Here is a 24909-nt window from a genome sequence, read left to right as displayed (position 1 = left end):
GGATCAGGCCGCGACCTTCTTGGCGATCTTGATGGCCTTGGCGTTGACGAACTCCTTCAGGCCTTCGGGTCCATGTTCGCGGCCATAGCCTGAATCCTTGACCCCGCCGAAGGGCAGGCTGGGGCTGGCGACGTCGAAGCTGTTGATGAAGACCATGCCGGTGTCGAAATAGTCGGCGGCCAGCTTCTTCGCCTTTTCGACGTCCTTGCTGAAGATGCCGCCGCCAAGGCCATAGCGGCTGCTGTTGGCAATGCGGAGCGCGTCGTGATCGTCCTTCGCCTTGATGATCGAGGCGGCGGGGCCGAACAATTCATCCTCATAGGCAGGCTGACCCGGCTTTACATCGGCAAGCACGGTGGCGGGGTAGAACCAGCCCTTGCGGTCGGGCACTTCGCCGCCGACTACCAGCCGCGCGCCCTTGGACACGCTTTCCTCGACCTGTTCGTGCAGCTTGTCGCGCTGTTCTCGCGAGACCATGGGGCCGAGTTTGGTATTATCGTCCGTCGGGTCGCCCATGGCGATGGCGTCGAACTGCTTGGCATAGGCCTCGACAAAGGCGTCATAGTTCTTTTCGGTCACGATGAAGCGCTTGGCGTTCACGCAGGTCTGGCCGTTGTTGTAGAGGCGGCCCGCGACGCAGGTCTTGACCGCGAGGTCGAGGTCGGCGTCGTCCAGCACCAGATAGGCGTCGTTGGAGCCGAGTTCGAGAACGGTCTTCTTGACCACCTCGCCTGCCTTGGCGGCGATGTGGCGTCCCGCCTTGTCGCTGCCCGTCATGGTGACGCCGCGGACAAGATCATGCGCGATGATCGCGTCGGACTGGTCGTGGGTGATGCGCAGCACGCCGAACAAGCCCTTGGGCAGGCCTGCTTCCTCGTACAGATCGCGCAGGAATTCGCCGCTGCCGGTGCAATTCTCGGCATGCTTGAGCAATACGCCATTGCCCGCCATCAGGCTGGCGATCGAATAGCGCACCGCCTGATAGGCGGGGAAATTCCACGGCTGGATGCCATAGACAACGCCCACGGGCGCATGGCTGACGAAGGCGGTCGCGCCGTCGACCTCGCGCTCTTCGTCCGCAAGGGCGACCGGGCCTTCCTTGGCAGTGTAGTCGCAGATCGCGGCGCACAGATCGACCTCGTCGCGGCTGTCGCCGATCAGCTTGCCGACTTCGCGGGTCATCAGCTGGGCGAATTCCTCTTTCTTTTCGCGCAATTTCTTGCCGATGGCGGCGATGACCTTCGCACGCTCGTCAAGGCTCTTCAGCCGCCAGTCGAGGAACGCCTCGTGGCTGGCCTTCACGACGTCCTCGGCTTCCTTGTCGGACATGAACGGATAGGTTTCGATCACTTCCTCGGTAAGCGGATTGATCGTGGTGATATGATTGTCTGCCATTGGGAAATTCCTCTGCAAATCGGGGGGATGCTGCGGGGGGTCCTCAGCCGTATTCGGCGCGGTGCTTCCCGAGCATGTCGTCTACATCTGAAAGCGCATCGAGAACCTCTTCGTTCCATGACGTTTCGGGAAGGTGCCGGATCGCCGAATGGGCGGCGCAGACGACAGGCGTGCCCGCCCAGTCGTCGGCAATGCCGCGCGCCCAGCGTGCGAAATCGTCCGCCGCGCCCGCGCGTTTCTGCAGCGCCTTGGACAGCATCGGATGGAACTTGAGCGAGGATTGCGGCAGCACCTTGCCCAGCGGACCCGGCGCGGAGAGCACGTTGAGCGTATCGTCGACATGCACGATCCCGCTTTTGCGGTGGCGCACCAGCACGGACCCTGCATGCACGCTGTCGTCCGCCGTCACGAGGTCGACGCCCGCAGGGACCGAGAAGTCGAGATCGTCGGCGAATTCCGCCTGCGTCGCGGCATCCTCGATCGCGCCATCCTCCCACGGCAGGCCGGGCGTGTGTTCGCGGTGGCGGCGCGTGCCGATGAGCCGGGCGCCCGGTGCGATCTCGTGCATGGCGCGGCAATGCAAGGTGTGGAACGGATGGACGTTGAGGATCGCCGCGATCGCCTTGCCGCCATCGGTCAGGCGCAGCAGGTCGCGGCGGTCGTCGTCCGTTACCTCATAGCTGTCGAGCAGCAGGAACCGGCCATTGGCGCGCCGCACCAGCGACATTTGCGTGCCGACGTCGATGATCTTCGCGATCTTGAAGCTGCCGCGAAAATTCCAGAAATCCTCTGCAAGCTGTTCCATCGCGCGGGTGGCTCCTGTCTGGCGTTGGTGTGGGGACCTTCCTCCTTAAAAAGCTTCACAGGGGTGTTCGTTCCTTTTGCGCAATTGTATTGTGTACAACTGGATCGCTGGCGTGAGGTCCCGAATGCGCTATGAACGGGTGCGTGAAACCGACCGGCCCAGACTCTTCGCCCGCAGACAAACCCGACGCGCTCGCGCTCGACCAGCAGCTGTGTTTTCAGTTCTATGCCGCCAGCAATCTGATCACGCGCCTCTATCGCCCGGTCCTGAACGAGCTGGGCCTGACCTATCCGCAATATCTGGTCATGCTGGTGCTGTGGGAGCAGGACGGGATTACGGTGGGCGAGATCTGCGGGCGGCTCCATCTCGACAGCGGGACGATGACCCCGCTGCTGAAGCGCATGGAATCGCAGGGCCTGATCGAACGGGCGCGCGACCCGGATGACGAGCGCAGGGTCCGCGTGATGCTGACCGCGCGGGGCCGCAATCTGCGGTCGCGCGCCGGCGCGGTGCCCGAAATCATGAGAGGCGGCCAGAACCCCGATGAGTTGGATTCGCTGCGCCATGTGATCGGCGATATCGTGAACAGGCTTGCCGCCATGCTGAAACGCTGAGGATGCATCGGTCGGACGCGCCTGCCATACCGGTGTTCACGGCGATGCTGGCGCTGATCTGGCTGGCGGCCCTGTCGCTGGGCGGGGCGGGGTTCGATCCATGGCTGATCGCGCGGCTTCATCCCGGCCGCCCGGATGGCTGGGTGACGGCGGCGTGGGTTCTCACATGGCTTGGCGACTGGGCGGTGCTGGTGCCGCTGGGCCTTGGCGGAGTGGGCTGGCTGGTCTGGCAGGGCCGGCGGCGCGATGCGGCGGTACTGGTGCTGGCCCTTGCCGCGGTCAGGGTGCTTGTGGGGGTGCAGAAGCATTTGATCGGGCGCGTGCGGCCCGACGTCACCCATTATATGACCGAGACCAGCTTCAGCTTTCCCAGCGGGCATTCCGCCAATGCGGCGGCGACCTATCTCGCGCTGGCGCTGTTCCTGACGCGATCGCGCGTCGCCCGCGCGCTCGCCGTGCTGCTCGTACTGGCGGTGGGCCTCAGCCGCGTGGCGCTGGGCGTGCACTGGCCCAGCGACGTGATCGGCGGTTGGGCCTTTGGCAGTTTCGCGGCCCTGCTTGCGGCGCAGGCGCAGGGCCGCGTCAGGCCATCCGCCGCGAATGGCGAAAGCGGGCATAGCGGTTGAGCAGGTCGGTGATGATCTGATCGCGGCTGAAGCCGGTCACGTCATGCGGCGTGTCGCCCTGCGAAGTATGCGCCATGGCGCGGAAGTGGCGCTGCTCGGCGTTTTTCGACTTCGACGTTTCGGCCCAGACGAAGCTGGGCATCAGGAAAGGCCGGTTGCGGATCGTATAGGTAAAGGCGCCGCGCTCGCCATGCGGGACGGTGAGCGAGAGGCAGTCCTCTTCCTCCGCGATCTCCGGCTCGAAACCGCCCTCGCGCATCTCGCTCGCCACCATGTCGAGCGCGGGGCGGGCCGTGTCGGCCATGAAGGCGGTGATGTCCTGCTTGCGGAAATGCCCCATGATCGAGGTCAGCCGCTGCTGCCAGCTCAGCTCGGGCGTGGCGGGCGCGCTGTCGATCAGCATCAGGTCGGTCGAGGTGCCGAGGCTTTCCAGCCGCAGCGCGCGGTAAAGGCCGTAGCAGATGAAGACCATGATCACCGCAAAGGGCAGGGCGCTGGCGATGGCGGCTGTCTGCAACGCCTCTAGCCCGCCTGCCACCAGCAGCACCGCCGCGATGGTCCCGGCGCAGATCGCCCAGAAGATGCGCTGCCATACCGGCGGGTTCTCTGCCGCGCCCGAGGTGATCATGTCGATCACCAGCGCGCCGGAATCGGCCGAGGTGATGAAGAAGGTGATGACGAGGAAAGTCGCGATCAGCGATGTCACCGCGCCCAGCGGCAGGGCGTTCAGCGTTTCGAACAGCGCGACGGGCAGATTGTTCGCCACGGTCTCGGCAATCGGCTCCACCCCGTTCAGGTCGAGCGAGATGGCCGTGTTGCCGAACACCGTCATCCAGAGGAAGGTGAACAGCACCGGTACCAACAGCACGCCGCCGACGAATTCGCGGATCGTGCGCCCGCGCGAGATCCGCGCGATGAACATGCCGACGAAGGGCGACCACGCGATCCACCAGCCCCAGTAGAACAGGGTCCAGTTCGCCAGCCACGGATTGGGTTCATAGGCATACATGCGGAAGGTACGGGGCACGACCGCGCCCAGATAGGTGCCCACGTTCTGCACGAAGGCCTGAAGCAGGAAGATTGTGGAGCCGGAAAACAGCACGAAGCCCAGCAGCGCGATGGCCAGGACAATGTTGAGTTCGGAAAGGCGCTTCACCCCCTTGTCGAGGCCGAGGAACACCGACAGCGTCGCCAGCGCGGTGACGACGGCGATCAGGATCAGCTGGGTGCCCGTGCCGACGGGTACGCCGAACAGATAGGCAAAGCCGGCATTCACCTGCAGCACGCCAAAGCCAAGCGAGGTCGCCACGCCGAACATGGTGCCCAGCACCGCGAATATGTCGACCGCATGGCCGATCGGCCCGTTGATCCGCCGTCCGATCAGGGGGAACAGCGCCGAGCGGATGGTCAGCGGCAGGCCGCGCCGGAACGAGAAATAGGCTAGCGACAGGCCGACCACGATATAGATCGCCCACGCATGCAGGCCCCAGTGAAAGAAGGTCAGCGTCATTGCCTGCCGCGCCGCGTCCACCGTCTGCCCTTCGCCGATCGGGGGCGAGGCGTAATGCTGGATCGGTTCGGCCACGCCGAAGAAGACGAGGCCGATGCCCATGCCTGCACTGAACAGCATCGCGAACCAGCTGATATAGCTGTAGTCGGGCTCGCTCTCGTAAGGGCCCAGCTTTATGTCGCCGTGGCGGCTGAGCATCAGATAGATGACGAAGACCAGAAATCCCGCGACGGCGGTGATGTAGAGCCAGCCGAAATCGCGGACGACGAAATCCTGTACCTGCGAGAACACGCTTTCGGCGAAGCGCGGTGCCAGCGCGCCGAACAGGGCAAACGCCAGGATCAGCGCCGCCGAGATGAAGAACACGGGCGGATTGACGGCGATCCGGGCGCTCTTCGCGGCGGGCGCGGCTTCTTCCAGGATGGGGTCGGACATCGATCGGCCTTGGTTCGGGCTGGGGTTCGGGGCTGGACAGGGCCGATCCCCTAACGCGATCGGCCGGCAATCCCAACCCCGATCCGGCCCAACCCCGATCCGGCAATCCCGGCCTACGCTGTTAGTGGTTCATCAGGCTGCGAATATGCTCGGCCGCGGTGCGGGCGTTGACGGTGACCAGATATTTGACCTGCTCCAGTTCCTTATGCAGCGGATCGTCCTGCGACGAGGCGAGCAGGCCCATGTGCCAGCCTTCGAACTGCCGCGTCTGCGTGGTGACAAGGTCGATCAGCTTGATGTCCTTATGGCGAAAATCGCAGCAGATCCGCTCGAACACGTCCTCGACCGCGGCGTGCGGACCTTCGAGCACCTGGATGAAACTGCCGTCCACATAAGCAAGGCTGCCGGTAATCTCCAGCGCCTCGTTTCGGCGGGCCGATTCCTCGACGATGCGGCGGATGTCCTGCGGCCGGCTGGGCGCGGTGGCGGCGCTCTGGCTGGTGTAGAGCAGCTTGCAAAGGGGCATGTCGGGCCTTTCAGGCGGCAGCGGCGGCGCCGCTGCGGTCGGCGAGCCATTGCTTGAGGTCGGTCGAGGAAATCGCGTGGCTGATCAGAAAGCCCTGCACGTGATCGCAGCCATGTTCGGTGATGAAGGACAGCTGCTCTGCGGTTTCGATCCCCTCAGCGGTGATCTGCATGTTCAGGCTTTCGCCCAGCTGCGCGATGGCGCGCACGATCGACACGCTGCTGGGATCGTGGGGCAATTGCCGCACGAAGGACCGGTCGATCTTGATCCGGCTGATCGGAAAGCGGTGGAGGTAGCTGAGCGAGGAATAGCCCGTGCCGAAATCGTCGAGCGAGATGCGGATGCCAAGCTCGCGCAGCCGGTTCAGCGTCCTCAGCGCCGCCTCGTCATTGCCGAGCAGGGCGGTTTCGGTGATTTCCAGTTCCAGCCGGCTGGCGGCCAGCCCCGATTCGGTCAGCGCCTGCACCACCGTCTGCGGCAGGCGCGGATCGAGCAGCTGGACCGGTGAGATATTGACCGCGACGTCGATCTCGGCGGGCCATGTGGCCGCGTCGCGGCAGGCCTGCATCAGAACGCCCGCGCCGATCCGCGAGACCAGACCCAGCTCTTCGGCAATGGGCACGAATTCGGCGGGCGAAATATCGCCGCGGTCCGGGCAGGTCCAGCGCAGCAGCGCCTCGGCCGAGATCATGCGACCGCTGCGCGGGTCGATCACCGGCTGATAGGCGACCTTGAATTCCTCGCGCATGCAGGCGCGGCGCAGGTCGGCCTCCAGAAAGCGGCGGTGTTTCAGCGCCTCCATCAGCGACGGATCGAACGGGCAATAGCGTTCGCGCCCGTTGCGCTTGGCGGTGTAGAGTGCGACATCGGCATGCTGCGTCAGCGTTTCGGCGTCGCGCCCGTCATGCCGCGCAAGGCTGAAGCCGACGCTGCCGCCCAGTTCGACGACATTGCCCTTCACGACGAAAGGCCGCGACAGGATCTCGACCACGCGCGCGGCGATTGCGGCGACGTCCTCTCGCCCCGCCTGTCCGCGCACGATAATGGCGAATTCGTCTCCGCCGATGCGCGCGACCAGATCGGTCTGCCGCGCGGCGGCCGACAGCCGCGCCGCGACCTTCTGCAGGATGATGTCGCCCATGGGATGACCCAGCATGTCGTTCACCGGCTTGAACCGGTCGAGGTCGATCAGCAGCAGGCCGAAGGCGTGGCGGGCGTCCGCCAGGTTTTCGCATTCCTGTTCCAGCGCATCGGCAAAGCTGTGGCGATTGGCCAGTTCGGTCAGCTTGTCGTGCATCGCGATATGCGCAAGCTCCGCCCGCGATGCGTCGTGGGTGCGCCGTTCCACCAGATAGGTCGAAACGCCGGCGCCGACGATGATCGCCGCGACCATGGCGATGGCCGATGCCAAGGCGGCGAAGGCCTCGGCGTTCGAGGCGGCGGGCAGGCCCGGTATCGGGGTCACCGAAAACGCGGCCATGCCGGTGAAATGCAGGCCGACGATGGCGGTCACGAACAGCGCCCATGCGGCGTCTGGCCGCCGGCCGCGCGATGCGAACAGCCGGTCGATCATGGCAACCGACAGCAGGACCGAGATCGCGACGGAACCGGCGACATATGACGATTGCCAGTGAACGACACCTTCGGCGCGATAGGCGAACATGCCGACATAATGCATGGCGGCGATGGCCAGCCCGATGATCCCGCCGCCCAGCAGGGTCGCCGTCCGCTGCCGCATCGTTGTTGCGATGAAGAGACCGGCGCCGATCCCCGCCACTGCGATCACCGCGGATATGACCGTCAGCGGGCCGTCGAACGTCACAGGCACAAGCGAGTGATAGCCCAGCATCGCGATGAAATGGGTGGCCCAGGTCACCGATCCGGCGGCCACCGCAGCCAGGAAACACCAGTGAAAGCGCGAGGCGCTGTCTTCCTCGATCGCTCGTTTGAACAGCATGATCGAGACGAAGGCGCCGATTGTGCAGATGAAAGCGGCCAGAAGCACCAGCCGCCAGTCGTGCTCGAATGCCAGGCAGGCCAGTATGCGCATGATAACTCCGTGTCCCGATGGCGAGAAGTCACCAATGGCCGGAACGCAATAGAGTGATTTTGTTTATAATTTCTTCCAGCTCGCGCGCTCTGGCACGTAGATTCCCCTAGTTCGGGCCGCGCCGCTGTTCACCGCTGCGGCGTTCGGCAATTAGTCTGACTACTTGCGAAATGGCGCGCTTGGCGTCACTCTGGTCCAAACGGGGCCCGATGCTAGCGAGGCCGGGGTAAGGGGGGACGATGACCGCACTATTGTGGCGATGCGCAATGGCGGCACTGGTGGCGCTGGCCACGCCCGCGTTCGCGCAGCAGCCGCTGCCGCGGATCGAGAGCGAGAACGGCAAGCACCTGCTGATGGTCGATGGCGAGCCGTTCCTGATGCTGGGCGCGCAGGCCCACAATTCCAGCAATTATCCCTCGGTCCTGCCGCAGGTCTGGCCGATGATGGAGCGGCTGCACGCCAACACGCTGGAAATCCCGGTCGCGTGGGAGCAGATCGAACCCGAGGAAGGGCGCTTCGATTTTTCCTATCTGGAGGCGCTGCTGAAGGGTGCGCGCGAGCAGGACATGCGGCTGGTGCTGCTGTGGTTCGCGACGTGGAAGAACACCGGGCCGTCCTATGCGCCGATGTGGGTGAAGACCGACACCAAGCGCTTTCCCCGCATGAGGACGCCCGAGGGCAACCTCCATTACGCTCTGTCGCCTCATTCGCGCAGCACGCTGGAGGCGGACAAGCGTGCCTTTGTCGCGCTGATGCGCTGGCTGCGGGAAAATGATCCCGACCACACCGTCATCATGGTGCAGCCCCAGAACGAGGCGGGCGTCTATGGCCAGAAGCGCGACCATTCGGCGGAGGCCGATGCGCTGTTCGCCGCGCCCATCCCCGACGAGCTGGCGCGCCACAACGGCAAGTCCGGCAATTGGCGCGAGGCTTTCGGACCGCTGGCGGATAGCGCGTTCAACGCATGGCACACCGCGCGCTATATCGACGAGATCGCGGCGGCGGGGCAGCAGGTGCTGGACCTGCCGATGTACGCCAATGCCGCGCTGAGCGATCCCTTCGCCGCGCCGGGCGAGGGAGGGGGCGCGAGCGGCGGACCCGACTGGCCGGTGATCGATGTGTGGAAGGCGGCCGCCCCGCATATCGATCTGGTCGCGCCCGACATCTATATGCGCGACGAGCGTCAGGCGGCGGAGATCATGCGGCTTTATACAAGGCCCGACAATCCGCTGATGATCCCCGAAATCGGCAATGCGGCGGAATATGCGCGCCTTTGGTGGACCGCGCTGGGGCATGGGGCGATCGGCTTCGCCCCGTTCGGGATGGATGAGACGGATTATTCGAACTTCCCCCTCGGCGCGCAGCAGCTGGACGACGAGACGGTCGAAGCGTTTGCGTCCAAATACCGCCTGTTCGCGCCGATGGCAGGCGCATGGGCGCGGGTGGCGGCGCAGAACCCGACATGGGGCGCGGCCAAGCCTGCCGACGGTTCCAGCCAGTCTACGGTCATGGGGCGGTGGAAGGCGACCGTCCAATATGGCGAATGGCAGTTCGGCGAACGCGATGCCGCCTGGATGCCCGACACGCCGCACCCCACCGACTGCAAGTCCGTGGGCGGGGCCGTCATCGTGCAGACCGGTGCGGACGAATTCCTGATCGCCGGATCGAATGCGCGCGTCCGCATCGCCCTTGCCGAAGCGAAGCCGGGCGAAAGCGCCGCGATGCTGCGGGTCGAGGAAGGCATGCTGGCCGAGGACGGCAGCTTTGTCATGCGGCGCGTGTGGAACGGCGACCAGACCGACCACGGATTGAATTTCAACAGCCAGCCGGTGCTCCTGAAGGTCACCGTGGGCAGCTATCAGTAAAAGGCACCGGCCAATGAAGACCCGTTTTTCCGCGCTTGCCGCGCTTGCATTGTCGGCCAGCGCCTTTCCCGCCATCGCGGCAGAGGTCGAGCGGCTGGAGCATGGCGTGATCGTCACGCCCGACAGCGGCCCTGCCGATCAGCTTCGCGTGCTGGTCTATGGCGACGGGCGCTTTCGCGTCAGCGCGTTGCCGGACGAAAGCTTCGACCTGCCCGATAGCCTGATGGTGACCGAACGGCCGAGCGATGATTTCACCCTGACCGAAAGCGGCGGGATGGTCACCATCGCGACACCCACCGCCACTGCCGAAGTGCGGCTGGCGGACGGGCATGTGCGCTTTCTGGATTCTGCGGGCACGGTGCTGCTGGACGAGGCGGGGCGCGGCGCGTTCCGGCCCGTCACGATCGAGGGCGAGGATTTCGTCGCCATCAGCCAGCAGTTCAACCGCGGCACGGACGAGGGCATCTATGGCCTTGGCCAGCACCAGAACGGGCAGATGAACTATAATGGCGAGGACGTCGAACTCGCCCAGCACAATATGGACATCGCGGTGCCCTTCCTCGTCTCGACGCGGGGATATGGCCTCTTGTGGGACAACGAATCCATCACCCGCTTCGGCGATCCGCGCGCGCCGCAGCTTGTCGGCGCCGGAGCGGACGAGGGGGGCCTGACCGTCACCACCGATGGCAAGCCCGGCTGGCAGGCGGAATATTACCTCGGCGACGATCTGGCGGTGCGGCAGGTGGAGCCCGCGATCAACTACCAGTTCATCCGCGACCAGGCGAAATGGCCCGAGGCGGCGAAGGCGGGCACCATCGCCACGCCCGAAAGCGGGCAGAATACCGCTGGCATCTCCGCGCAGAAGCAGAAGGTGGTCTGGACCGGCACCGTCCGGCCCGAGGCGACGGGCACGCACAAGTTCCGGCTCTATTCGTCGAGCTATGTAAAGGTCTTCGCCAATGGCGAAGAAGTGCTGAACCGCTGGCGGCAGAACTGGAACCCCTGGTTCCATAATTTCGAACTGCCGATGCAGGCGGGCGAGCCGGTCGAGCTGCGGATCGAGTGGGAGCCGAACCAGGGCTATATCGCGCTGTATGGCAGCGATCCCTTGCCCGAGGCGGATCGCCATTCGGTCTGGCTCTCGTCCGAAGTGGGCAAGGGCATCGATTATTATTTCGTCGCGGGCGACGGCAGCATCGACGGCGCCATCGCGGGCTATCGCGCGCTGACCGGCAAGGCGGTCATGCTACCCAAATGGGCCTATGGGTTCTGGCAGAGCCGCCAGCGTTACGAGACGCAGGACCAGCTGCTGGACGTGCTGCGCACCTATCGCGAACGGCGGATCCCCATCGACAATATCGTGCTCGACTGGCGGTACTGGGAAGATCCCAGGTGGGGCAGCCATGAATTCGACGCCTCGCGCTTTGCCGACCCCGATCGCATGGTGGACGAGGTCCATGCGATGGACGGCAACATCATGATCTCGGTCTGGCCCAAGTTCTATCCCGATACGGAATACGGCAAGCAGCTGGACGAACAGGGCTTCCTCTATCGCCGTCCGCTTGAGGCGGGGCAGAAGGACTGGGTCGGGCCGGGCTATGCCAATACGTTCTACAACCCCTATACCAAGGACGCGCGCGACCTGTATTTCAAGCAGATCGACGAGGCGTTGGTGTCGAAGGGTTTCGATGCATGGTGGCTGGATGCGGTGGAGCCGGACTGGCACTCCAACCTTTCGATCGAAGAGCGCAAATACCAGATGGGCCCGACCGCGCGCGGCCCCGGCGCTGCGGTGTTCAATTCCTATCCGCTGATCCACGCGCTGGGCTTTGCCGAGAACCTGCGCGAGGCGCAGCCGGACAAGCGGCCCTTCATCCTGACGCGGTCGGGCTTCGGCGGCATCCAGCGCGCGAGTTCGGCGCTGTGGTCGGGCGATGTCGCGGCGCGCTGGGACGATCTGCGCGACCAGATCTCGGCGGGCGTGAACCTGTCGATGTCGGGCATTCCCAACTGGACGCACGACATCGGCGGATTTTCGGTCGAGGATCGCTATACGCAGCAGGACCCCGCGCATCAGGACGAATGGCGCGAGCTGTACCTGCGCTGGTTCCAGTTCGGGCAATGGACCCCGCTGTTCCGCAGCCACGGCGAGTTTCCGTTCCGCGAGGTCTACGAACTCGCGAAGGACGACCGGGCGATGTACGATGCGATGGTCGGATCGCTGGAAGAGCGTTACCGGCTGATGCCCTATATCTACTCGGTCGCGGCGGACACTTACTGGCGCGACGGTTCGATCATGCGCGGGCTGGCGATGGATTTCGCAGGTGACCGGCGCGTGTGGGACATCGACGACCAGTACATGTTCGGCAAGGCGTTCCTGATAGCTCCTGTTACCGAGTTCGGAGCGCGCGAGCGGCAGGTCTATCTGCCCGCAGGCGCCGACTGGTACGACTGGCGCAGCGGCGCATTCCACCGCGGCGGACAGGCGATCGCCGCCGCCGCCGCGCGGGAGAGCATACCGGTATTCGTGCGCGCCGGATCCATCGTCCCGACCGGCCCCGCGATCCAGCACACCGGCGAGAAGCCCGATGGCCCGGTCGTGCTGCATGTCTTCACCGGCGCGGACGGCCAATTCATCTGGCACGAGGATGAGGGCACGACCCGCGCATACGAGCAGGGCGCGCGGTCCGAAATCCCGCTGCAATGGGACGAGGCGAGCGGCACGCTGACCATCGGCGCGCGGCAGGGCGAGTTCGACAGCATGGCGCGAAACCGCGCCATATCGGTGCGCTTCCATGACCCCGGCGCGGCGCAGGCGCCCGACTTTGCGCCCAATGGCGAATATGCGCTGGTCTATGACGGATCGGCGATGAAGGTGCAGCGCAAATGATCGCGCGGCGGCAGGACATGACGAAAGGGAGACGGCGGTTGAAACCGGTGATTGCGCAAATATTCCCCGCCATTCTGGCATTCTCGGCACTGACGGTTCCGGCAGGGCCTGCCGCCGCGCAGACCGCGGCCATTGCCGAGCAGGCACCTGCGCATGGTTTCTCGGCCGAAAGGCTGGAACGCATCACAGCCCTTCTGGAGCAGCAGGTCGAGGAGAACCGCATCGCGGGCGCGGTGGTAATGGTGCAGCAGGACGGACGCGACGTCTATTCGCGGGCCGTGGGCTGGCGCGACCGCGAGGCGCGGGCCCCCATGCGCGAGGACACGATCTTTCGCATCGCCTCTCAGTCCAAGGCGCTGACCAGCGTGGCCGCGATGATGCTGGTGGAGGAAGGCCGCCTGCTGCTCGACGATCCGGTCGGCAAGCATCTGCCCGAATGGCAGGACACGACTGTCGCCGTGGCGCGCGAGGGGGGCGGCTATGACGTGGTGCCCGCCAAGCGCCCGATCACGATCCGCGACTTGCTGACGCATACGGCGGGCATTTCCTATGGTGACGGTCCGGCAGAGGATGCATGGCGCAAGGCGGGGATCACCCACTGGTATTTCGCGAACCGGGACGAGCCTGTGTCCGCCGTCGTCGCCCGCATGGCGGCGCTGCCCATGGCGCGGCAGCCGGGCGAGGCGTTCGTCTATGGCTATAACACGGACATTCTTGGGGTGGTGGTCGAGACGATCAGCGGGCAGACGCTGGACGCGTTCCTGCGCGAGCGGCTGATCGAGCCGCTGGGGATGAAGGACACCTCTTTCTATCTGCCGCGCGGCAAGGCGGACCGGCTGGCGGTGGTCTATGCGGATGAGGAAGACGGCAGCAGCCGTGCGCCCGATGCCGCCAATGCGGGCAGCGAGAAGCCGTTCGGGCAGGGCCATTATCTCGACGGGCCGCGCGTCGCGTTTTCGGGCGGGGCGGGGCTGCTGTCGACGGCAGCGGATTACAGCCGTTTTCTCGAGATGATGCGGCGGGGCGGCGAGCTGGACGGGCGGCGCTACCTCAGCCCTAAGACGGTCGAGCTGATGACGGTGAACCATCTCGTGCCCGAGATCGGCTATGCGGCGGGCAAGGGCTTTGGCCTCGGCTTCGCGATCCGCGAGGATCTGGGGCTGGCGGGCGAGCCGGGATCGGAAGGCGAATTCGGCTGGGGCGGGGCCTATGCCAGCCAGTACTGGGTCGACCCCAAGGAGCACCTGACCGTGTCCTACATGGTCCAGCTGCTCCCCTCGGGCGACAATGACATTCCCGGCAAGCTGCGCGCCCTGATCTATCAGGCGATGGAATAGGCAGACGACCGCGCGGCGTCAGGCCCGTTCGATGCGGACGGGCACGCCCTTGCTGGCGGGGGTCTGCGACAGCCTGTCGTGATACCATAGCGGGATCAGCGGATTAACCTCGGGGAAATAGCCCGCGAGCGTTCCCGTGGGCAGGTCATAGGGCACCACTTTCAATCCGCCGACCCGACGCTGCGTTTCATTGCGCCCGCCGGGTGCCTCGCCCGCATCGGTGACCAGCGCGATCATGTCGCCCTCGGCCAGTGCATGGGCGCGCATGTCTTCCGGCTTCATCATCACGATCATGCGGCTGCCCGACAGGCCGCGCAGCCGGTCGTCGTGGCCATAGACGGTCGTGTTGAACTGGTCGTTGGACCGCAGCGTGACGAGGTGGAAGCGCCCCTCGGCGTCGCCGATGCCGCAGGCGTTCAGCGTGGTGGGATCGGTGAACTCCGCCTTGCCGCTATCGGTCTTCCACTCACGCTCGCGCGCGGCATTGCCGCGATAGAAGCCGCCCGGCTTGTTCATGCGGGCGTTCATGTCGTGGAATTCGTCGGGATAGGTGGCGGCGATGCAGTCGCGGACGCGGGAATAATCGTCTGTCCATTCGTCCCAGGTCAGTTTCGGGTGGCTGCCTTGCAGCGTTGCCTTGGCCAGGCCGCAGACGATGGCGGTTTCGCTTTTCAGATGGGGGCTGGCGGGGGTGCGGGACGATCGGCTGCCATAGATATGGCTGAAGCTGTCCTCCATGCTGACCCACTGGCTGCCGCCGGCCTGCATGTCCTCCTCCGCGCGGACGAGGCAGGGCAGGATCCAGCTGTTCTTTCCCGGCATGCAATGCGTGGTGTTGAGCTTGGTCGCGACATGGACGGTCAGTTCCATGTTGCCCCATGCCTCGTGCACAAGCTCATGATCGGGCACGGCTTTCGCCAGATTGCCGCCCAGCCCGATATAACCCTTGTTCGATCCATCGAGCACGCCTTCGAGGAAACTGACCGTATTGTGCCCGTCCTCCTCCGGCGTTTCGAGGTCGAACAATTCGCGGTATTTCTCCACCGGGGCCAGCTTGACCTTCTCGGTAATGCCGACAGTGCGCTGGCCCTGCACGTTGGAATGGCCGCGAATGGGCGAGCATCCCGCACCCTTGCGCCCGATATTGCCGCGCAGCAGCAGCAGGTTGACCAGCATGCCGATCGATTGCGAGCCGTGGACATGCTGGGTCAGCCCCATGCCATAGATACCCATGACATTGCCCGCCTTGGCATAGATGTCGCCCGCCTCTTCCATCTCGGCACGGGAAAGGCCGCTGGCGCGCTCGATCTCGTCCCAGCCGGTCGATTCCACCTTGGCGAGGAAGGCGTCGAAGCCGGTGGTGTGCGCGTCAAGAAACGCGCGGTCCAGCACGTCTGCCGCGCCTTTCTCGCGCGCCTCGCGGTCCAGTTCCAGCACGCGCTTGCACACGCCCATCAGCGCCGCGATGTCGCCGCCGGGGCGCACCTGGCAATACATGTGGTCGATCCTGGTCGGCTTGCCGATGGTCATCTGGATCGGGTTCTGCGGATTCACGAATTCGCGCAGGCCCTTTTCCTTCAGCGGGTTGAAGACGATGATCTTGCAGCCGCGCTGCACCGCCTTTTGCAGCGTGTGCAGGATGCGCGGGGAATTGGTGCCGGGGTTCTGGCCCATGTAGAAGATGACGTCGACATGGTCGAAATCGTCCATCTGGCAGGTGCCGACGGACGATCCGATTACCTTCTTGAGGCCCACCGAGGTCGTCTCGTGGCACATGTTCGAACTGTCGGGCAGATTGTTATGGCCATAGGCGCGGGCGAACAGGGCATAGAGGTATGACGGTTCCAGCGCCGCCTTGCCGCTGGCGTAGAAGGTTACCGACTTTGGGTCCAACTGGCGCAATTGCGCGCCGATCTCGTCAAAGGCGGTGCGCCATGCGACGCGTTCGTACCGGTCGGTGGCGGGATTATAGCGCATCGGTTCGGTCAGGCGGCCCAGCCGTTCGAGCGCGTAATCGCCCAGTCCGCGCAATTCGGTCACCGTGTGACGCGCCATGAATTCGGGCGTGCAGCGATCGATCGTGAGGTCCCACAGCGTGGCTTTCGCCCCGTTCTCGCAGAATTCGAACGCGTGCGGATCCTCGGGCTTGGTCCATGCGCAGGAGGAGCACATATAGCCGCCCGGCTTGTTCTGGTCCTTCAATGTCAGCAATGCGCCGGGCGCGGCCTTGGCCTTCAGCTCGATCCGCGTCATGCCCTTGACGGATCCCCAGCCGCCGGTGGCGTAATCATACTGGTGCGGGCGGGGAAGATCGTCGGCCATGGGATGTCCTTTCGCGGATGCTGCGACGGTAACGAATGTCCCGCCGCATCGGTCCCTTTTCAAACGAAGAAGGGCGGTTCAGCCCAAAAGGTCATGCGGATCGTGCATCACCAGCGCGCTGTCGGCCCGCGCCAGCGAGACGAGGGTGAGGCCGGATTCCCGCGCCCGAGACAGGGCGAGGTCGCTGGCGGCGGAAATCGTGACCAGCGCCGGCACGCCCGCCCGCACGGTCTTTTCCACCAGCTCGCACGAGCAGCGGGCCGACAGCAGCACGAAGCCCGACCGGGGATCGGCGCCCGCGCGCATCATCGCGCCGACCAGCTTGTCGAGCGCGTTGTGCCGCCCGACATCCTCGCGCGCGAACAGGATCGCGCCGTCCGCGTCGCAAAAGGCAGCGGCATGCATTGCGCCGGTGTCGCGCCCCAGCGGCTGGTGATCGCGCAGTCCGGCCAAACCGCGGCCTATCGCGCCTGCATCGATGCGGGGCCGGGCGGTCAGGCGGGGGAGGGGGCGCAGCACTTCCTCGATGCTTTCGAGGCCGCAGAGGCCGCAGCTTCCCTCGACAAGTCGCAGCCGCAGGCGTTCGCGCAATGGTTGGGCGCGAGCGTCGGGCAGGGTGACGCGCACGATGGTGCCCTTGTCAACCGGCGCGATGGAGATGGCGATGATCTCCTCGGCGCTGACCGCCAACCCCTCGGCAAGGGTGAAGCCGACCGCGTAATCCTCAAGATCGCGGGGAGTCGCCAGCATCACCGCATAGGCCAGCCCGTTGAATTCGAACGCGACAGGCTGTTCCTGCGCCAGCGCGCGCGGGGGATCGCGCGGCGGTCCTTCGCCAAGGCGGATCGTGCGGGGATAGGGCGGCGCGGCGGCATTCATCGGGCGGAACGCTAGCAGCGCTGACAGGCGGGGCAAGCGTCTGGTCTTATCGCCAGCTTGCGGTATGCGCCATTTCACGGAAGAACGGCGCTGTTTCCGATGCCGCCCATGGATTGCCCGCCCAGCCAATGCCCAAGATCGTCGACCATCAGGCCCGCCGCGATGCAGTGGCGGATATTGCCGCGACCCATATCGCGCGCCACGGCCTTGAGGCCGCGAGCATCCGCGAGATCGCGCGTGCGGCCGATTGCAGTACCTCGATCGTGTCGCATTATTTTCGCGGCAAGCAGGATCTGCTGCTGTCGGCCTATCGCCTGCGCATGGAAGAGACCGTCGCCGAGGTCGAACGCGCTGCGCAGGCAGGCGGAGCGCTGGTGGATTGCATCGGCGCCATATTGCCGCTCGACGAACAAAGGGCGGATCGCTGGCGGATCTGGCTGGCCTTCTGGGGCAGGGCGACGGGCGACGACGCATTCCTGACCGAACAGAAACAGCGCAGCCGCGAGGCGGTGGATTTGTTCCACCGCGCTCTCCTGCAGACCGGCACGATGGAGGATGGCGAAAAGGCCCGGCTGGTGGCGCAGGCGCTGTTGTCCAATGTGGCGGGAATCGCGACGCAGGCGGTGTTCGATCCCGAGGGCTGGCCGCCGGCGCGGCAGATTGAAATCCTGCGCCTCGTCGCCTCCAGCCTCATCCCCGAGGGGTCCGCCACCTAGCGATTGGGGATATGCGTCCCCAGATGGCGGCCCGCGATAAAGCCGAAGGTCATGCCCGGCCCCAGCGTCCCGCCCGCGCCGCCATAGGCCTCGCCCAGAACGGCGGCCATCGCATTGCCTGCTGCGTAGAGGCCGGGAATTACGTCGCCGTTCCAGTCCAGCACTTGCGCATTGGCGTTGGTCTTCGGCCCGCCAGCGGTGCCCAGCGCGCCCGACTCCATCTGCACGGCGAAGAACGGGCCCTGGTCGATCGCGCCCAGCGTGCGGAAGGGCGGGTCGTATGAGGTGTCCCCCCACATGTAGAAGTTGTCATAGCTGTTGTCGCCGCGCTGGAAATCGTCGTCGTGGCCACCGCGAACCATCTCGTTGAAGCGCGCGACCGTCGCGGCCAGTCCTGCCGGATCGATGCCCGCCTTTTCGGCCAGTTCCTCCAGCGTCGCGCCCTCTATCATGTAGGACGGCACCGGCCCGCCCGCCGGCGTGTTGAATGTGGGATAACGGTCGCGGTAACGCTGGTCGATGATCAGCCAGTAGGGCAGGTTGGCATAGCTGTGCGTGCCCGCGTCGAACGCATGCAGCGATTTGCCGATGGCGTTGTAGTTCGCCGCCTCGTTGACGAAGCGCTGTCCCTTGCGATTGACGAGGATCGCGCCGGGGCGGGCGCGTTCGTCCGATCCCAGCATGTAATTGGGTTTGGCGTCGCGGTGCTGCGGCTTGAATTCCAGCGCGCTCTGCATCCAGTAGGCATGGCTCATATTGCCGAGCTGAGCGCCTGCTTCCATCGCCATCAGCAGGCCGTCGCCCTCGTTCTCGGGCACGCTGACGGGGCCGGTGAGGGGGCCGCGCAGAAAGGTCTTCACCAGCGACTCGTTCCATTCGAAGCCGCCGGTGGCGATCACCACCCCGCGGCGGGCGCGCACGGCGATGTCCTTGCCGTCCGCATCCTCGGCAATGACGCCGATCACGCGGCCCTCTTCCTTGACCAGCCGGCGGGCGCGCGTCTCGAATTCAACCGGAATGCCGCGTTCCACCACGCCAAGGAACAGCGATCCGGCGAGCGCCTGCCCCAGCCCGCGATAATCGCCCGCTTCCCGTTCGGCCAGCTTCGCCTCGTCCAGCGCGCCGGTGGTCGCTTCCATCAGGCTGCCGCGCAAGGGATAGGCCATCTTGCTGGGATTGACGCGGGCCGCCCATTTGCCCAGCCGCTCGAACGAAAACGCCTCGTTATCCAGCGAACGCCCGCCGTCGGGCTTCGCGCCGGGCATATAGGGCTGATAGTCGGGAAAATCGGCAAAGGCGTGAAAGCGCACCGGGGTGTGATCTTCGAACCAGCGGATCATTTCGGGGCCGGTTTCCATGAACGCCATCAGCGTATCGGGGTCGAGCTGGCCCGGCGCCAGCGCATCGAGATAGGCGACGACATCCTCGTCATCCTCCTCGATCCCCGCTTCGATCTGGTGATGGTTGCCGGGGATCCAAAGCATGCCGCCCGACATGGCGGTGGTGCCGCCGACCATGCCGGTCTTTTCCAGGATCACCACGTCCTTCGCGCCGAAATCATGCGCCGCGATGGCCGCCGTCATGGCCGCACCGCCCGAACCGAGCACGACCACATCGGCCTCGCAGCTCCAGTTCACATCCTTCGCCATCCTGCTTCTCCCTTTTTATAACACCTGTTATATTTCGGCGGGAGAGGCGCAGGATACTGGGCTAAAGGACAGGGGGCGGGGCGGCGCTGTTTACGGTCGGCGGCCCTCCAGCCAGTCGTTCAGCACCTCGTGGAAAAAGCGCACGCGGGTTTCCTGATCGGACAGATAGGCGTCCTTGTATCCGCGCGAATGCATGCCCGCCTGCATGTTCTCGGCCAGTTCCATGTCCTGAAACACGATCTGGTCGCGCAGCTCGGGAATGCCTTCGCCGCCGTCGAACCTGCGGTGTTCGCATTCCAGCACTTCGCGTAGCGGTTTTGGCCCCGCCATGATCGATTCCACCTCGGTCTGGCCTTCAACCGGGAAGGCCATGCACCACAGGTCGAAATAGCATTTCTCCGGATCCTCGGCATGCGGTTCGGACCGGAAGAAGACCAGATTGTCGGGCAGGAAGCTGATGGTGACATTTGGGAAGATCACCGTGTGCGGGCTGTCGGTGATCTCCTCGTCGTTCATATCCTTGTAGTGGACATAGCCCTTCTCGGCCCACAATCTCTGCTTGGCGGCCTTCAGATCCTTCCAGCCCTGGAACGCGAAATCCTCGTAGCTGTCGTATTTGCCGGGATCGATGTCCCACTTGCGCAATTCCGCCTCGAACATGGCATTGCCGCCGCCTTCGGGCCGGTCCGACAGCGAAGGGCGCATCGGCTGGACCGTGCGGCCATGGCCCTTGGGCCACATCTCGTGCCGGGCGGAATCGACATCCTGGTCGATCCATGGCGGCACCTGCGGGTGCGCGGTGCGGGTGTGATAGCTTTCCGAGAAATTGTCGGTGACGAATTTCCAGTTGGCGTTCAGCTCGATCCGGTACCACGCGACGCGCACCGCCGTATCCATGGGATAGCCGCGATAGAGCGCGACCATCGGCTCCAGATACTCCTCCAGCGACGGACCGTCATCGTCCATCGTGTACCACACGAAACCGCCCCATGTGTCGCAGCGCAGCTCATTGAGCTTCAGCTTTCCGCACGGATTGCCACGCGCGAAATCGACATCGGCGTCCTGAGCATGGACCAGCACGCCGTCCTTGCCCCATTTCCACCCATGATAGGGACAATGGAACGCGTCGACCGAACTGGACTGGTCGACCATGCGCATGCCGCGATGGCCGCATGAATTGTAGAAGGCGCGAACCGATCCGTCGTCCTGACGCACCGCGATCACCGATTCCTTCATGAAATTATGGACGAGGAAATCGCCCGCCTCCGGGATATCGGCGGTGCGTCCGGCAATGTGCCAGATCTTGGTCCACAGATGGTCCCATTCCTTCTGCGCGAATTCCCTTGAATAATAGCGGTCGCCCGTGATCGCATCGCCGCGCAGGTTCGAAGGGTCGCGTCCGTCCATCGGTTGCGGAACGGCTGTCTGCTGGTTCATGTCTCGCTCTCCCGGTCTTTTTGCCTTGCCTGCACCTTAGCAAACCAGCCGGGAGCGCAGCGCCTGTCCCTTTGTGGAGGAATGCGCTGAACCGCTACATCGCCTCCGCATAGCGATCCAAAGTCGCGTGCGGCTGTTCGGGCCAGCGCGAGAGGACCAGCAGCCGCTTGTGCGCCTGCCCGATCGTCAGCTCGTCGGTGATGCCCATGCCGCCGTGCATCTGGATCATCTCGTGCCCCAGTTTCAGCGAATGCTCGGCGATGAATGCCCGCGCGCCTAGCGTATTGGCAGCAAAGCGCTCGGTCCCCTCGCTGACGATGGCGGTGTCGATCAGCGAACGGCTTTGCTCCAGCGTGGCGTAGAGCGCCGCCATGCGGTGCTGGATCGCCTGGAATTTGCCGATCTTGGTGCCGAACTGTTCGCGCGTGCGCAGATAATCCAGCGTTTCCTTGAACATGGCGTCCATCACGCCCAATGCCTCGGAGGTCCGGGCAAGCGTCGCCAGCGTCTCGATCCGCTCACTCATGCCTTCGGACAGGGTCAGCCGATGGTCGGCGGGAACCTCTACGTCGTCCAGAATGAGAGATGCGGTGAAACTGCCGTCTGCGAACCGCCATTCGCGCAGCTCAAGCCCTTCGGCATCGGCAGGGACGAGGAACAGTGCCTGCGCGCCGTCCTCCTGCGGGGCGGCCACGATAAAGGCGTCGGCCTCACCGCCCGCGATGGCATAGGGCTTGCGTCCCGACAACACGGCCGATCCGTTCGCACCGTCCCTCAGCGCGACCGACCACTGTGCATCCTGCATCCCCGCTTCTGCGCGCGCCAAAGCGACGCGGCGTTCGCCGGCAAGGATCGCTTCCACCCATTCGCTGCGCGTCTCGCCCGACAGGCTGGCGGCCAGATAGAGGCCTGGCAGTATGGCGCTTTCCAGAAGAGGTTCGACCACGATGCCGCGGCCCAGCGCCTGGAAAACCACAGACAGCGCCGTCGCGTCGAGCCCGAGGCCGCCATCGTCTTCGGAAAACGGGATCGCCAGCAGGCCCAGCTCGGCAAGCACCGACCAGTTCTCGGCGCTGTAGCCGCCGGGTTCCTTCAGATATTTGCGGCGCTTTTCGACATCATAGCGGTCGGCGACGAATCGTTCGACCACGGCCTTCAGCATTTCCTCGTCTTCGGTAAGTTCGAAGTTCATCGTCTGCTCCTCTCCGCCGGAAGGGGTAGCAGCAAAGCGGCGGCGCGAAGGCTCTGCAAAATAATAGGGTATTCCCAAAACACGCTTCGTGCGGCGTTCGGTTACCAAATAGCGCATTGTCCTTTGCGGGGGCGCTGACTATCGTCGCGGGCGGAGAGGTATCACATGACCAAGTTTACCATCGACCGGCTGGACGATGTCACCATCGTCACGCCCGACGACATTCGGCCGGCGGCAACCGCGCTGGCGGAGATCGCGGCGGAGCACGACATGCGCGCGGCCCCCGCGCATGACATCGCAGACAAGCGAACGCCCGTCGATACCGACGGCAATATCCTTGCCAGCGAGATCTTCGGCTGGTCCGACAGCGAGAATGCGTGGTGGCGCAGCCCGCGCATCGCGCTGGAATCGCCGATCACCTCGGCCTGCCGGTTCGAGAACGATCCCTTCTGGATCAACCAGGACGGGTTCCACCTGCCGATCCCCAATCCCTATCTGGATGCGATCGACCTCAATAATTTCGAAAGCCGGGCGCGCACGCGGGCGGCGATCGTGGTCCCGGTGCACATGGTGTTCGGCAAGATCGGCGCGGTCAGCTTCAATCCCATCGACACCTCGCGCGTGGACCTGTCGGAAGAGTTCGGCAAATATGGCGCGATGTTGGGCATCTATGCGCGCGCCTTCATCCGCAGCTATACCCGCGCGATGGCCGACATGGAGGCGCTGCCGCCCGGTTCGCGCCTGTCGAAGCGCGAGGTGGAATGCCTGCGCTGGGCCGCCATCGGCAAGACCGACATGGAAATCAGCATGATCATCTCGCGTAGCAGGGCGACGGTGCGGTTCCACATTCACAATGCCTCGACCAAGCTGAACGCGGTCAACCGCAGCCAGACCGTCTTCAAGGCGGCGCAGCTGGGCTATCTCTCGGTCAACTGACCACGATTTACGGGCGCGCTGGCCGTCCGGTCGGGTGCCGAACGGCGCGTTTTCGCGCCCGCGCGACAGGCCGCCTAGCAATTTGGGCAGCATGCATCCTGTCCGGCTTTGCGCTTAGATGCGTCAACGACAAGACGAATCATGCCCGCCAACCGGGCGGAGGGGACTGGAATGGATGCGATAGCAGAAGGGCTTTTCACGCCCGAAAACCCGCCGCGCCTGATCGGCGGGCGTGACCGGGAAACCGGCCGCATCGTCTTTCCCTGTCCCGCCAATGACCGTTTCGAGCCTGTTCCCCTGTCGCGCACCGGCACCTTGTGGAGCTATACGATCCAGCGCTTTCGTCCCAAGAGCCCGCCCTATGCCGGGCCCGAGGCATTCGAGCCTTACCCCATCGGCTATGTTGAACTGCCCGGCGAAACCATCGTCGAGGCGCGGCTGACCGGCGTCGATTTCGATGCGATCTGCATCGGCATGAAGCTGGAGTTCGAGCCTGCCCCCTTCGACAAGGCCGATGGCGAAAGCGTGCTGATCCCCGCGTTCCGCCCCGCCGCGGGCGCACAGGCGGAGGCGGCGTGATGGGCGACGTTTGCATCATCGGCATCGGTATCCACCCGTTTGGCCGGACCGAGGGGATGAGCGGGGTCGACCAGGGCGTGTTTGCCGTGCGTCAGGCGATGCAGGATGCGGGTCTGGAATGGAAGGACGTCCAGTTCGCCTATGGCGCATCGGACGCGGCGGGCAATCCCGACACCATGGTCGACCAGCTTGGCCTGACCGGGGTGCAGTTCATCAATGTCCGCAATGGCTGCGCGGCGGGCGGATCGGCGCTGTTTTCCGCGCAGATGGCGATCAAGTCGGGCGAGGCGGAGATTGGCCTTGCTGTCGGTTTCGACAAGCATCCGCGCGGCGCGTTCGATGCCAAGCCTGCCGAATACAACCTCCCCGAATGGTACGGCGAGGCGGGGTATATGGTCACCACCCAGTTCTTCGCCTGCAAGATCATGCGCTATATGGCGCTGAACGGAATATCGCGAAAGACGCTGGGGCTGGTCGCCGAAAAGGCGTTCCGCAACGGATCGCGCGCGCCGCATGCCTGGCGGCGAGAGCCGGTGCCGCTGGACGTGATCCTGGACGGGCCGATGGTGTCCGATCCCTATTCGAAATACATGTTCTGCTCTCCGGCAGAGGGCGGCGTTGCGCTGCTGCTGGCCAGCGAGAAGAAGGCGCGCGAACTGGGCATCACGCCGATCCGGCTGAAGGCGGCGACCATGCGCACCCGCCCGCCCGGCAGTTTCGAGGTATTCGCCCCCAGCACCGATGTCGACGGCGGCGGCACCGCGACCAGCATCGCCAGCCGCGACGCGTTCGAGATCGCGGGGATCGGCCCGTCCGACATCGACGTCGCGCAATTGCAGGACACCGAGGCCGGGGCCGAACTGATGCACATGGCCGAGAACGGTTTCTGCAAGGCCGGCGAACAGGAAAGCTGGCTGGCGCAGGGCCTGACCGAGCTGGACGGCAGCCTGCCGGTCAACACCGATGGCGGCTGCCTTGCCTGCGGCGAACCGATCGGCGCATCCGGTCTGCGTCAGGTGTACGAGAATGTCGTGCAATTGCGCGGGCAGGGCGGTGCGCGGCAAGTGCAGGGCGATCCGAAAACCGCCTATAGCCACGTTTACGGTGCCCCCGGCGTGTCCGCGGTCACCATATTGGAGCGATGAG

At 64.9% G+C, this 24909-nt stretch carries 19 protein-coding genes; 9 read left to right on the top strand and 10 right to left on the bottom strand.

The annotated features are described in order from the left end of the window. Window positions 1-3: 3 nt before the first annotated feature. Entirely contained in the window at window positions 4-1395 is a 1392-nt protein-coding gene (locus tag AC4FIJ_RS01895; RefSeq protein ID WP_490335040.1) for an NAD-dependent succinate-semialdehyde dehydrogenase, read from the bottom strand. Between the two features lie 43 nt (window positions 1396-1438). Next, window positions 1439-2200 (bottom strand): hypothetical protein, encoded by a 762-nt coding sequence (locus AC4FIJ_RS01890; RefSeq protein ID WP_490335039.1) that lies wholly within the window; start codon window positions 2198-2200, stop codon window positions 1439-1441. A gap of 143 nt (window positions 2201-2343) precedes the next feature. Between AC4FIJ_RS01890 and AC4FIJ_RS01885 the strand changes: the two genes are divergently transcribed. Further along, complete coding sequence (locus AC4FIJ_RS01885; RefSeq protein WP_490335038.1) at window positions 2344-2814, top strand: MarR family winged helix-turn-helix transcriptional regulator; 471 nt, start codon at window positions 2344-2346, stop codon at window positions 2812-2814. Between the two features lie 2 nt (window positions 2815-2816). Further along, window positions 2817-3440, top strand: coding sequence for a phosphatase PAP2 family protein (locus AC4FIJ_RS01880; protein ID WP_490335037.1), 624 nt, complete (start codon window positions 2817-2819; stop codon window positions 3438-3440). Here AC4FIJ_RS01880 and AC4FIJ_RS01875 read toward each other — a convergent pair. The 3 genes from AC4FIJ_RS01875 to AC4FIJ_RS01865 all read right to left on the bottom strand — a co-directional run bounded on the left by AC4FIJ_RS01875 (window position 3397) and on the right by AC4FIJ_RS01865 (window position 7961). After that, the gene (locus tag AC4FIJ_RS01875; protein WP_490335036.1) at window positions 3397-5385 is read right to left on the bottom strand and encodes a BCCT family transporter; all 1989 of its coding nucleotides are present in this window, start codon (window positions 5383-5385) and stop codon (window positions 3397-3399) included. The genes AC4FIJ_RS01880 and AC4FIJ_RS01875 overlap by 44 nt on opposite strands. 121 nt (window positions 5386-5506) lie before the next feature. Further along, window positions 5507-5911, bottom strand: coding sequence for a BLUF domain-containing protein (locus AC4FIJ_RS01870; RefSeq protein ID WP_490335035.1), 405 nt, complete (start codon window positions 5909-5911; stop codon window positions 5507-5509). 10 nt (window positions 5912-5921) lie between these two features. Next, window positions 5922-7961, bottom strand: a complete 2040-nt coding sequence (locus tag AC4FIJ_RS01865; RefSeq protein ID WP_490335034.1) for a putative bifunctional diguanylate cyclase/phosphodiesterase — start codon at window positions 7959-7961, stop codon at window positions 5922-5924. Between the two features lie 239 nt (window positions 7962-8200). On the opposite strand from AC4FIJ_RS01865, the gene AC4FIJ_RS01860 reads away from it, so the two are divergent. From AC4FIJ_RS01860 to AC4FIJ_RS01850, 3 genes are read left to right on the top strand one after another with little or no spacing between them, the layout of a single operon-like run. Next, window positions 8201-9826, top strand: coding sequence for a DUF5597 domain-containing protein (locus AC4FIJ_RS01860; protein ID WP_490335033.1), 1626 nt, complete (start codon window positions 8201-8203; stop codon window positions 9824-9826). Between the two features lie 13 nt (window positions 9827-9839). Beyond that, window positions 9840-12716, top strand: a complete 2877-nt coding sequence (locus tag AC4FIJ_RS01855; RefSeq protein ID WP_490335032.1) for a glycoside hydrolase family 31 protein — start codon at window positions 9840-9842, stop codon at window positions 12714-12716. A gap of 47 nt (window positions 12717-12763) precedes the next feature. Next, window positions 12764-14053: a serine hydrolase domain-containing protein gene (locus AC4FIJ_RS01850; protein WP_490335139.1), complete on the top strand. Its 1290-nt coding sequence runs from the start codon at window positions 12764-12766 to the stop codon at window positions 14051-14053. Window positions 14054-14071: 18 nt separating this feature from the next. On the opposite strand, the gene AC4FIJ_RS01845 is transcribed toward AC4FIJ_RS01850, so the two are convergent. Together AC4FIJ_RS01845 and fdhD are read right to left on the bottom strand one after the other, a co-directional pair. Next, window positions 14072-16375 (bottom strand): FdhF/YdeP family oxidoreductase, encoded by a 2304-nt coding sequence (locus tag AC4FIJ_RS01845; protein WP_490335031.1) that lies wholly within the window; start codon window positions 16373-16375, stop codon window positions 14072-14074. 78 nt (window positions 16376-16453) lie between these two features. After that, window positions 16454-17290, bottom strand: coding sequence for a formate dehydrogenase accessory sulfurtransferase FdhD (fdhD, locus tag AC4FIJ_RS01840; protein WP_490335030.1), 837 nt, complete (start codon window positions 17288-17290; stop codon window positions 16454-16456). Window positions 17291-17382: 92 nt separating this feature from the next. On the opposite strand from fdhD, the gene AC4FIJ_RS01835 reads away from it, so the two are divergent. Then, window positions 17383-17970: a TetR/AcrR family transcriptional regulator gene (locus AC4FIJ_RS01835; RefSeq protein WP_490335029.1), complete on the top strand. Its 588-nt coding sequence runs from the start codon at window positions 17383-17385 to the stop codon at window positions 17968-17970. On the opposite strand, the gene AC4FIJ_RS01830 is transcribed toward AC4FIJ_RS01835, so the two are convergent. The 3 genes from AC4FIJ_RS01830 to AC4FIJ_RS01820 form a co-directional block, all read right to left on the bottom strand. Then, window positions 17967-19619, bottom strand: a complete 1653-nt coding sequence (locus AC4FIJ_RS01830) for an FAD-dependent oxidoreductase (RefSeq protein WP_490335028.1) — start codon at window positions 19617-19619, stop codon at window positions 17967-17969. The two genes, AC4FIJ_RS01835 and AC4FIJ_RS01830, sit on opposite strands and share 4 nt — an antisense overlap. Window positions 19620-19709: 90 nt before the next feature. Beyond that, on the bottom strand, window positions 19710-21056 hold the full coding sequence (locus AC4FIJ_RS01825) for an aromatic ring-hydroxylating oxygenase subunit alpha (RefSeq protein WP_490335027.1): 1347 nt from the start codon (window positions 21054-21056) through the stop codon (window positions 19710-19712). Between the two features lie 94 nt (window positions 21057-21150). Further along, a complete protein-coding gene (locus AC4FIJ_RS01820) occupies window positions 21151-22248 on the bottom strand; it encodes an acyl-CoA dehydrogenase family protein (RefSeq protein ID WP_490335026.1) in 1098 nt (365 codons plus the stop codon). A 165-nt stretch (window positions 22249-22413) separates the two neighbouring features. Here AC4FIJ_RS01820 and AC4FIJ_RS01815 point away from each other — a divergent pair, with 165 nt between their 5' ends. The 3 genes from AC4FIJ_RS01815 (at window position 22414) to AC4FIJ_RS01805 (ending at window position 24908) form a co-directional block, all read left to right on the top strand. Further along, entirely contained in the window at window positions 22414-23184 is a 771-nt protein-coding gene (locus AC4FIJ_RS01815) for a helix-turn-helix transcriptional regulator (protein WP_490335025.1), read from the top strand. A 171-nt stretch (window positions 23185-23355) separates the two neighbouring features. Beyond that, window positions 23356-23763, top strand: coding sequence for a Zn-ribbon domain-containing OB-fold protein (locus tag AC4FIJ_RS01810; protein ID WP_490335024.1), 408 nt, complete (start codon window positions 23356-23358; stop codon window positions 23761-23763). Further along, the gene (locus tag AC4FIJ_RS01805; protein ID WP_490335023.1) at window positions 23763-24908 is read left to right on the top strand and encodes a thiolase family protein; all 1146 of its coding nucleotides are present in this window, start codon (window positions 23763-23765) and stop codon (window positions 24906-24908) included. The genes AC4FIJ_RS01810 and AC4FIJ_RS01805 overlap by 1 nt, the downstream gene beginning before the upstream one ends. Window position 24909: the final 1 nt, after the last annotated feature.

Source organism: Croceicoccus sp. (genome assembly GCF_983967925.1).
The sequence above is the reverse complement of the archived record's forward strand: the minus strand, read 5'-3'. Positions and strand labels throughout refer to the sequence as shown.

Bases quoted from the DNA above. Each gene is read 5' to 3' on its own strand.
- AC4FIJ_RS01895 (WP_490335040.1), bottom strand. From the start codon at position 1,395: ATGGCAGACAATCATATCACCACGATCAATCCGCTTACCGAGGAAGTG.
- AC4FIJ_RS01890 (WP_490335039.1), bottom strand. From the start codon at position 2,200: ATGGAACAGCTTGCAGAGGATTTCTGGAATTTTCGCGGCAGCTTCAAG.
- AC4FIJ_RS01880 (WP_490335037.1), top strand. From the start codon at position 2,817: ATGCATCGGTCGGACGCGCCTGCCATACCGGTGTTCACGGCGATGCTG.
- AC4FIJ_RS01875 (WP_490335036.1), bottom strand. From the start codon at position 5,385: ATGTCCGACCCCATCCTGGAAGAAGCCGCGCCCGCCGCGAAGAGCGCC.
- AC4FIJ_RS01870 (WP_490335035.1), bottom strand. From the start codon at position 5,911: ATGCCCCTTTGCAAGCTGCTCTACACCAGCCAGAGCGCCGCCACCGCG.
- AC4FIJ_RS01865 (WP_490335034.1), bottom strand. From the start codon at position 7,961: ATGCGCATACTGGCCTGCCTGGCATTCGAGCACGACTGGCGGCTGGTG.
- AC4FIJ_RS01860 (WP_490335033.1), top strand. From the start codon at position 8,201: ATGACCGCACTATTGTGGCGATGCGCAATGGCGGCACTGGTGGCGCTG.
- AC4FIJ_RS01855 (WP_490335032.1), top strand. From the start codon at position 9,840: ATGAAGACCCGTTTTTCCGCGCTTGCCGCGCTTGCATTGTCGGCCAGC.
- AC4FIJ_RS01845 (WP_490335031.1), bottom strand. From the start codon at position 16,375: ATGGCCGACGATCTTCCCCGCCCGCACCAGTATGATTACGCCACCGGC.
- AC4FIJ_RS01835 (WP_490335029.1), top strand. From the start codon at position 17,383: ATGCCCAAGATCGTCGACCATCAGGCCCGCCGCGATGCAGTGGCGGAT.
- AC4FIJ_RS01830 (WP_490335028.1), bottom strand. From the start codon at position 19,619: ATGGCGAAGGATGTGAACTGGAGCTGCGAGGCCGATGTGGTCGTGCTC.
- AC4FIJ_RS01825 (WP_490335027.1), bottom strand. From the start codon at position 21,056: ATGAACCAGCAGACAGCCGTTCCGCAACCGATGGACGGACGCGACCCT.
- AC4FIJ_RS01820 (WP_490335026.1), bottom strand. From the start codon at position 22,248: ATGAACTTCGAACTTACCGAAGACGAGGAAATGCTGAAGGCCGTGGTC.
- AC4FIJ_RS01815 (WP_490335025.1), top strand. From the start codon at position 22,414: ATGACCAAGTTTACCATCGACCGGCTGGACGATGTCACCATCGTCACG.
- AC4FIJ_RS01810 (WP_490335024.1), top strand. From the start codon at position 23,356: ATGGATGCGATAGCAGAAGGGCTTTTCACGCCCGAAAACCCGCCGCGC.
- AC4FIJ_RS01805 (WP_490335023.1), top strand. From the start codon at position 23,763: ATGGGCGACGTTTGCATCATCGGCATCGGTATCCACCCGTTTGGCCGG.